The sequence below is a fragment of the Mesorhizobium sp. CA14 genome, from assembly GCF_020165195.1.
Taxonomy (GTDB): Bacteria; Pseudomonadota; Alphaproteobacteria; order Rhizobiales; family Rhizobiaceae; genus Mesorhizobium.
The window spans coordinates 117213-126025 of the sequence record NZ_JAIUHR010000016.1 but is presented as its reverse complement, the minus strand read 5'-3'; the positions used below and the strand labels follow the sequence as shown (position 1 = coordinate 126025).

General features: G+C 65.1%; 8 protein-coding genes. 7 read left to right on the top strand and 1 reads right to left on the bottom strand.

The genetic code is table 11. From position 1 onward, the window contains the following. The first annotated feature begins 495 nt into the window (after window positions 1-495). The 7 genes from iolE to LB565_RS18045 all read left to right on the top strand — a co-directional run bounded on the left by iolE (window position 496) and on the right by LB565_RS18045 (window position 7585). Window positions 496-1407 (top strand): myo-inosose-2 dehydratase, encoded by a 912-nt coding sequence (gene iolE, locus LB565_RS18075; RefSeq protein WP_224586296.1) that lies wholly within the window; start codon window positions 496-498, stop codon window positions 1405-1407. Window positions 1408-1429: 22 nt separating this feature from the next. Beyond that, window positions 1430-2527, top strand: a complete 1098-nt coding sequence (locus LB565_RS18070; RefSeq protein ID WP_224586294.1) for an ABC transporter ATP-binding protein — start codon at window positions 1430-1432, stop codon at window positions 2525-2527. Beyond that, entirely contained in the window at window positions 2524-3837 is a 1314-nt protein-coding gene (locus LB565_RS18065) for an extracellular solute-binding protein (RefSeq protein ID WP_224586293.1), read from the top strand. Before LB565_RS18070 ends, LB565_RS18065 begins: the two co-directional genes overlap by 4 nt. Further along, window positions 3837-4742: a carbohydrate ABC transporter permease gene (locus LB565_RS18060; protein ID WP_224586292.1), complete on the top strand. Its 906-nt coding sequence runs from the start codon at window positions 3837-3839 to the stop codon at window positions 4740-4742. The genes LB565_RS18065 and LB565_RS18060 overlap by 1 nt, the downstream gene beginning before the upstream one ends. Next, window positions 4739-5557, top strand: coding sequence for a carbohydrate ABC transporter permease (locus LB565_RS18055; RefSeq protein WP_224586290.1), 819 nt, complete (start codon window positions 4739-4741; stop codon window positions 5555-5557). Before LB565_RS18060 ends, LB565_RS18055 begins: the two co-directional genes overlap by 4 nt. A gap of 63 nt (window positions 5558-5620) precedes the next feature. Further along, on the top strand, window positions 5621-6613 hold the full coding sequence (iolG, locus tag LB565_RS18050; RefSeq protein WP_224586287.1) for an inositol 2-dehydrogenase: 993 nt from the start codon (window positions 5621-5623) through the stop codon (window positions 6611-6613). Between the two features lie 33 nt (window positions 6614-6646). Beyond that, a complete protein-coding gene (locus LB565_RS18045) occupies window positions 6647-7585 on the top strand; it encodes a sugar phosphate isomerase/epimerase family protein (RefSeq protein ID WP_224586286.1) in 939 nt (312 codons plus the stop codon). 69 nt (window positions 7586-7654) lie between these two features. Here LB565_RS18045 and LB565_RS18040 read toward each other — a convergent pair whose 3' ends face one another. Then, complete coding sequence (locus tag LB565_RS18040) at window positions 7655-8764, bottom strand: Gfo/Idh/MocA family protein (RefSeq protein ID WP_224586285.1); 1110 nt, start codon at window positions 8762-8764, stop codon at window positions 7655-7657. Between the last annotated feature and the right edge of the window lie 49 nt (window positions 8765-8813).

The following is an 8813-nucleotide window of genomic DNA, read 5'->3' as shown; positions in this document are numbered from 1 at the left end:
CCCTCTGGCCTGCCGGCCATCTCCCCCGCAAGGGGGGAGATCAGATGTCGCCGCCGCTTTCGCCAATCGCAAACGTTGCTGGAGAGGCGCCGCCGGCGAAGCTGCCAATCTCCCCCCTTGCGGGGGAGATGTCCGGTAGGACAGAGGGGGGTGCCTCGCGCCGACGGTAGACGCTTAGTTCCGTAGTGCTGCGTGGATGCTCTTGGATTTCCCATCCCCCATCCTGCCACACCCGCCTCTCAGCACAAACTGGTTCCTTCATTTTCCGGAAAACTGGCCCTCGCGAGGGAGACAGAGCGGGGTAGACTTCGCTCACTGACGTTGGGGCAAGACGTCGACAAGAACATGCAAGACGGGGACATGTGAGGCACGGCGCTGGGAGGGCGTCCAGCCGAACGAAACGGCAGGGTTTCGCCCGCCGCCAGCAATCGCAGCCATCTCCTCCCGAGACCATCAACCCCGCAGCCATCCCGGCTGCGGGGCGGAAAGCGAGCAATGACGACAGTTCGACTTGGCATCAACCCGATCACCTGGACCAATGACGACGTGCCGGAACTGGGCGGCGATACGCCGCTCGAGACCTGCCTCGCCGAAACCGCGGAGGCCGGCTATGCCGGCACCGAGCTTGGCGGCAAGTTCCCGCGCGACAGCCGCACGCTTCGGCCCATCCTCGACCATTACGGGCTGGCGCTGGTCTCCGGCTGGTTTGACGGGCGCATCTGCGAGAAGGAGGTGGACGAGGAGTTCGAGGCGATCCGGCCGCATCTGACGCTGCTTCGCGACCTCGGCGCCAGGCGCGTCGTCTATGCCGACACCTCGCGCGGCCGGCATGGCGCCATCCACGATCCGATCTCGCAGCGGCCGAAGCTGATGGATGGCGAATGGAAGGCCTATGGCGCCAAGATCACCCGGCTCGCCGAGCGGTTTTCCGATTTCGGCGTCGGAATGGCCTTCCACCATCACATGGGCACGATCGTCGAGACCGACGCCGAGATCGACCGGCTGATGCACACAACCGGCGAGGCGGTCGGCCTGCTCTACGACACCGGGCACTGCGCCTTTTCGGGCGGCGACCCGGAGCAATTGCTGCGCCGGCATGTCGAGCGCGTCGTGCATGTCCATTGCAAGGATGTGCGGCCGTCCATCCTGAAGAAAGCGCGCGAGGCCGACATGAGCTTCATGGGCGCGGTGATGGAAGGCATCTTCACAGTGCCGGGCGACGGCGCGATCGACTATCCGACGCTGCTGAGGATCCTCGCCGACCAGGGTTATTCCGGCTGGCTGGTGGTGGAGGCCGAGCAGGATCCGGCCAAGGCGCATCCGTTGACCTATGCGACGATGGGCTATCGCAATCTGAAGAAACTGGCGCAAGATGCCGGTTTCTACGTGCACGAGCGCAAGGCTTGAGGAAGGCAGGGGCGCTGGCGGGATGGGTTCGGTAGTCTTCAAGAATGTGGTCAAGAATTTCGGCGCGCTCAACGTGCTGCGATCGCTGGACCTCGCCGTGCCGGACCATAAATTCCTCGCCCTTCTCGGCCCCTCGGGCTGCGGCAAGACGACGGCGCTGCGCATCCTGGCGGGGCTCGACATGCCGACCGCCGGCAAGGTGTTCATCGGCGAGCGCGACGTCACCCGGCTGCAGCCGCGCGACCGCGACATCGCCATGGTGTTCCAGAGCTACGCACTCTATCCGCAGATGACGGTCGCGGACAATATCGGTTATCCGCTGTGGATACGCGGCACGCCCGAGGCCGGACGCAAAGCCAAGATCGGCGAGGTCGCCGCCATCCTCGAAATCGGCCATCTGCTCGACCGCCGGCCGCGCCAGCTTTCCGGCGGCCAGCGGCAGCGCGTGGCGCTGGCCCGCGCCATCGTGCGCGATCCCGCCGCTTTCCTGATGGATGAGCCTTTGTCCAATCTCGACGCGCGGCTCAGGCTCACCATGCGCGGCGAGATCAAGCGGCTCTGCCAGCGCCTCAGCGCCACCACCATCTACGTCACCCACGACCAGGTCGAGGCGCTCACCATGGCCGACCTCGTCGCCGTCATGCAGGGCGGCGAATTGCAGCAGATGGCGCCGCCCATCGAGATCTACGACCGCCCGGCGAACCGCTTCGTCGCCACCTTCGTCGGCAATCCGCCGATGAACATCCTGCCGGCCGCGCTCTCCGAGCAAGGCGTGACGGTCGCCACCGGGATCGTGCCGGTGGATCAGACACGGCTCGCCGCATGCCGCCTGGCGGAGATCGTGGAGATCGGGCTGAGACCGGAAGACTGCAGCGTCGCCCCGCCGGGCGAAGCGGGTGCGCTGCAGGGCGAAATCTATGTGGTCGAGCCCATGGGCAACGAGACGCTGGTCAATGTCCGCCTCGATGGCGGCAACGTCCAGGTGCGAGCCGGACGCGATTTCAGGGGTGTGGTGGGTGAAAGCATCGGCGTCGCCTTCGACCCGGCGAACGCCTGTTTCTTCAATTCGGCCGGCCTCACCGCCGTCCACAGGGTCAACAACAATGGGAGAGTGACATGATGCATTCCAGCAGACTTACTCGCCGCTCCGTCATCAAGGGCGGGCTCGGCCTCGCCTTGGCCAGCACGGCCCTCACCACGCTCGGCCTGCCGATGCCGGCCAGGGCAGCCGGCAAGAAGGTGATCATCGGCGCCTTCGCCGATGGCGGCCTGACGCCGTTCAAGGAAAAGATAATCCCGCTGGCCAAGGAGCAGGGCTTCGACATCCAGTTCCTCGAGGACGAATACGGGGTGACGCTGGAGAAGTGGTTCGCCGACGCTCAGAGCGGGGCCGGCCAGTATGACCTTTACCTGCTCGACGATCCATGGGTGCCGCAGTTCGGCGCCGCCAACGTGCTCGAGGATCTCGGCACCGGGGGCATCGATGGGTCGGACAAGGACTGGATCGGCCCGATGATCGACATGGGCTACTGGCCGCCGCAGCAGGGGCCGCGCGTCAAGGGCTTCGAGAACGCCAAGCCGACACTGATCTGCGTGCCCTTCGTCGGCGACCTGCAGACGCTCACCTATCGCAACGACGTCTTCACCGGCGGCGCGCCCAAGACTTGGGACGAGGTGATCGCCAAGGGCAAGGAAGGCGTGGCTGCCGGCAAGATCAAATACCCGGTCGTTTTCCGGGGTGTCTCCGGCAACCCGATCGTCACCAGCTGGTATCCGATCTTCCTGTCGTTCGGCGGCTCGTTCTTCGACGACAAGTGGAACCCGATCTTCAATTCGGCCGAGGGCAAGGCCTCGGCCGATTTCTTCGTCGGCACGATGAAGCAGAACGCGCCGAGCGGCGTGGTCGAGTTCGACTCCGACCAGGAGGGCGCGGCAATCCTCGGCGGCGATGCCGGCGCCATCATCCAGTATTCGGGCAACGCGTTGAAGGCCGACGATCCGGCGCAGACCAAGGTCGCCGGCAAGCTCGATTTCGGCGTCGTGCCGAAGCAGGAAAAGGCGATCGCCCAGATGGGCATCTTCATCGCAGGCGTGCCGAAATCGGCGCCCAACAAGGCGAATTCGATCGAGTTCCTGAAATGGTATGTCAGCGCCGAAACCCAGGCCAAGCTCTCGGAAGCGGGCTCTATTCCCGTCAAGCGCAGCGCCTTCGGCATCGCCAAGCCGGGCAACCGTCTGATCCCGGTCGCCCTGCAGCAGCTCGACGCGGGAGCCTTGCCGCGGCCGCGCACACCGGACTGGGCAAAGGTCGAGGAACTGCTCGGCATCGAGCTCAACAAGGCGCTGCAGGCCGGCTCCGGCGGCGGCGCCGCGCTCGACACGGCGGCCAAGCAGGTCAAGGCCTATCTGACCACGGCCGGTTACTACTGATGCAAAGGGGCTCGCAGGCGCGCAAATATCGCCTGCAGGGGGCGGGGCTCGACCTCGCCCTCCCCTATCTCATGCTGGCGCCGGGCCTGACGATCGTGCTCGGCGTGCTCGTCTATCCGCTCTGGGATGGACTCCGCGCCAGCACCAGAGCCTATCGTTATGGCTCGCCGGTGGCCGATGTCGGCCTGCAGAACTATCTGCATCTGTGGAGCGACGCGCAGTTTCTCAACGCGCTCTGGGTCACGGTGAAGTTCGTGGCGCTGTCGGTGTCTTTCGAGGCGGTACTGGGCTTCGCGCTGGCGCTGTTTTGCCTGCACGAATTCCGCGGCATCCGGCTGCTCAGGACCGTGCTGATCATTCCCATGGTGATCACGCCCGTCGTCGTCGCCATCGTCTTTCGACTGATCTATGCCAGCGACGCCGGCATGCTGACCGCGCTGTCAAAGGCCATGGGCGGCGGCGAGGTCCAGATCCTCGGCAATCCGCTCAACGCCTTCATCGGCCTGGTCGCGCTCGACGTCTGGGAATGGACGCCGCTGATGTTCCTGATCCTGCTTGCGGGGCTGCAATCGCTGCCGCACGAGCCGTTCGAGGCGGCGCGCGTCGACGGCGCCGGCGCCTGGCGCGTCTTTGCCGATCTTACCTTTCCGATGATGCGGCCGGTGCTGGCGGTGGCGATCGTTCTCAGGACCATCGACGCCTTCGGCACCTTCGACCAGGTTTTCGTGCTGACCCGTGGCGGGCCGGGCGAAGCGACGAGGCTGATCTCGATCTACGGCTACGACACCGCGTTCAAGTTCCAGCAGACCGGATACGCGGCGGCGCTGTTCGTGACGATCGGCCTCGTCGTGCTCGCGCTGGCCTTCAGCGCGATCAGGCTGCTGCGCAGAGTGGACGCGTCATGAGCAACCGCCTGTCGCGCATCCTCACCACCGTCTTCGTGCTGGCCGTCGTGCTGCTGCCGATCTACTGGCTGGTCTCGACCTCGCTCAAGTCCAATCGCGAGATCACCCAGGAAGGCACGCTGTACCCGCATGTGCCGACGCTCGACAATTACGTGCGGCTGTTCACCGAAAAGCAGTTCGGCTCCTATCTGACGAACTCGCTGGTGGTGACCTTCTTCTCGGTCGCCATCGCGCTCATCGTCGGCGCGATGGGCGCCTATGCGATCGCCAGGTTCCGCCTGCCCTTCGCCGCGGAGCGCAAGGTCGGCCTGTTCCTGCTCACCCTGCGCATCATCCCGCCAGTCGTCATCCTGATCCCCGTCTATCTCTTGATGCTGAGCCTCGGCCTGCTCGACAGCTGGCTCGGCCTGATCGCCACCTACACGGCCTTCAACGTGACCTTCTGCGTCTGGATGATGGAGAGCTTCTTCCGCGAGATCCCCGTCGATCTCGAGGAGGCGGCCATGGTCGACGGCGATTCGCGCTTCGGCGCCTTCCGCCGCATCACGCTGCCATTGGCGGCACCGGGGCTCGCGGCCACAGCCATCTTCGCCGTACTGGTCACCTTCAACGAATTCCTCTTCGCGCTGGCGCTGACGGCGACGCCGCGCGCCATGACCATGCCGCGCGGCACGGCGACGCTGATCGGCCGCATCGATACCGACTGGGCCTCGATGGCAGCGGCCGGCGTCATCGGCGCGTTGCCGATCGTGTTCTTCGCGCTCCTGGTACAGCGGCATCTGGTGCGCGGGCTGACCATGGGCGCGGTGAAATGATGCCGCTTGGGCAACACGAACCGGCCGCCAGCGATGGAGCGGCCTGATGGGAAAGTCGAACGCATGATGGATGTTTGTCTGTTCGGGGTGGGACTGATCGGAAGGGTGCACGCCGGCAATCTCGCGCGCCACCCGAAGGTGCGGCTGCGCTACGTCGTCGATCCCAATCGCGAGGCGGCCGAGAAGGTCGCCGCCGTAACCGGCGCCGAGATCGTGGACGCCGAGACCGTTATGAACGATCCGGCAGTGAAAATGGTGTTCATCGCCTCGGCCACACGCACCCACGCGGAGCTAGCCATGGCCGCGGCGGCGCAAGGCAAGGCGATCTTCTGCGAGAAGCCGATCGATCTCGACCTCAAGCGCACCGACGAGTGCCTGGCGGCGGTCGCGAAGGCCGGCGTGCCGTTCCAGATCGGCTTCAACCGCCGCTTCGATCCGAGCTTCCGGGCGCTGAAGGAGCGCCTCGATGGCGGCGAGATCGGCGCCGTCGAACAGGTCATCATCACCAGCCGCGACCCCGAGCCGGAAACCGAGGAAGCGCTGGCGGGAGGCGGGGGCGTCTTTCGCGAGATGACTATCCACGACTTCGACATGGCGCGGAACATGCTCGGCGAGGAGCCGGTGGAGCTGTTCGCGACCGGCTCCTCGCTGGTGGCGCCTCAATACCGGAAGCTCGGCGACTACGACACCGCGATGTTCATCCTGCGCACCGCGTCCGGCCGGCAATGCCACATCAACAACAGCGTCAGGGCCGCCTATGGCTATGATCAACGCATCGAGGTGCACGGCGCCGACGGCATGCTGCAGGCCGGCAACCGGCTGCCGACCTCGGTGGAACTATACGGCGGCAAGGGTATATCGCGCGACAAGCCCTATTATTTCTTCGTCGAGCGCTATGCCGAGTCCTACGCCGCCGAGATCGATCACTTCATCACCTGCGTCGAAACGGGCAGGAGTCCGGCGGTCACGGCCAGCGATGGGCGCAAGGCGATGATCCTTTGCGAGGCGGCGCTTGCGTCGGCCCGGTCCGGCAGGTTCGAGCCCGTAGAGCTGTGAGCGGATGGTCCGAAGCAAGCGGGAGTTTCCGAAATGAAGATTGGCATGATCACCGACAGCCTGGGCAACCTGTCTTTCGACGAAATGCTGCGCGCCTCGGCCGAACTGGGGCTGGAGACGCTGGAGTTCGCCTGCGGCAACTGGTCGTCGGCGCCGCATATCGACCTTGCGGCGATGCTGGACAGCGCGGCGACCCGCGCCGAATTCGTCGCCAAGGTCCGCGACCATGGGCTCGCGATCGCGGCGCTCAACTGCTCGGGCAACCCGCTGCATCCGGGGCCACAGGGCAAGCAGCACCGCCAGGTGACCGGGGACACGATCCGGCTGGCGAGCCTCCTGGGCATCGACCGCGTGGTGATGATGTCGGGGCTGCCGGGCGGCCCGGGCGACGCCAACCCCAACTGGATCGTCACCGACTGGCCGCCCGAATGCGCCGACATCCTGCGCTACCAGTGGGACGATTGCATCATCCCCTACTGGCACGATCTCGTTCAGTTCGCGAACAATCTGGGCATCAGGAAGCTTTGCCTGGAATTGCACGGGCACCAGGCCGTGTACAATGTCCAGACGCTGTTTCGGCTGCGCGATGCCGTCGGCGAGACGGTCGGCGCGAACTACGATCCGAGCCATCCGATATGGATGGGCGCCGATCCTATCGCCGCCGTGCGCAAGCTTGGCTCGGCGATCTACTATGTCCACGCCAAGGACACACGCATCGAACCGATACCGGCGGCCATCGACGGCGTGCTCGATGCGCGCCCGCCAAATCACTATGCCGAAAGAGCCTGGAATTACATCACGCTGGGCTACGGCCACGGCGAGACCTGGTGGCGGCAGTTCTGCACCGCGTTGAAGCAGGCGGGCTATGACGACGTGCTGTCGATCGAGCACGAGGACATGATGCTGTCGCCGATGGAAGGCATGCGCAAATCCGTGGCGCTGCTGCGCAACGTCGCCATCAACCTGGCCTGAATGCCCGGATCCGGTCTTGCGTTGGTAGGTGATCGCCGCCCGTTGCGGCGATCTCGTCGGCCGGCAGGCCTATCTCACATCCATCCAGCGCTGCTCCTGGAACGAACGCGCCATGGCATGCACGGTGCGCTCGATCTCCAGCCCTTCGTCGAAGTCGATGATGCGGGCCGGCTTGCCGGCGATGCGCATCAGAAGCTCGCGGCATTCGATCATCTTGAGGTCGTTGAAGCCGAGGCCGTGGCCGGGCGCCGGCAGGAAGGAATCATAGGGCTTGTGGTGCGGCGCGACCAGGATGGTTCGGTAGCCCTGCTCGGTCGGCCGGTCGGCGGTGAGGTAGAGCTGGAACTCGTTCATCCGCTCCTGATCGTAGAGGATAGAGCCCTTCGAGCCGAAGATCTGGATGGCGATGCGGCCCTTGCGGCCCCAGGCCGAGCGGTTGACCAGCAGCGAGCCGGCAACGCCGTTCTCGAGATGCATCAAGACGCTGGCGATGTCATACGTCTCGACCGCGCGGCGGGCGCCGGAAGCGGTCTTGCGGTCGGCATAGGGTTTGACCATGTCGCACATGACCCGGCTGACGCGGCCGAACAGCGCCTTGATCAGCGACAGCGGATGGACGGCGAAATCGTCGAGCGCGCCATAGCCGGACGACGCCTCGTGCTTCCAGAAGAACAAAGCTTCCGGGTCGGCCATGAAGTCCTCGTCCATCTCGATGCGCAGGAGGTTGACGTCGCCGATGATTTTCTCATCGAGCAGCGCGCCGATATGGCGGATGGCGGGGTTCTGGATGTAGTTGTAGCCCAGCACGGCGACCTTGCCGGATTTCGTTGCTGCCTTCGCCATGGTCTCGGCCTCGGCGAAACTCGGCGCCATCGGCTTCTCGCACCAAAGATGCTTGCCGGCTTCGAGGACAGCGATCGCCATCTCGGGATGGAACTGGTTCGGCGTGGTCAGCGAGACGACATCGACCTCCGGATCATCGACCACGGCGCGCCAGTCGCCGGAGCCTTTCGCGAAGCCGAACTCGCCGGCCTTGCGCCGGGCCAACTCGTCATTCACCTCGCCCAGATGCACCAGCCTTGGCTTGTCGACATCGGGAAAGACGGTGCCCACCGCGTTCCAGGCGATGGCGTGGCACTTGCCCATGAAGCCCGTGCCGATGAGGCCCACTCCGACCATGTCGATTGTCTCCAGAATAAAGGAAAGTTCGCATGGATGAATTAGTCCA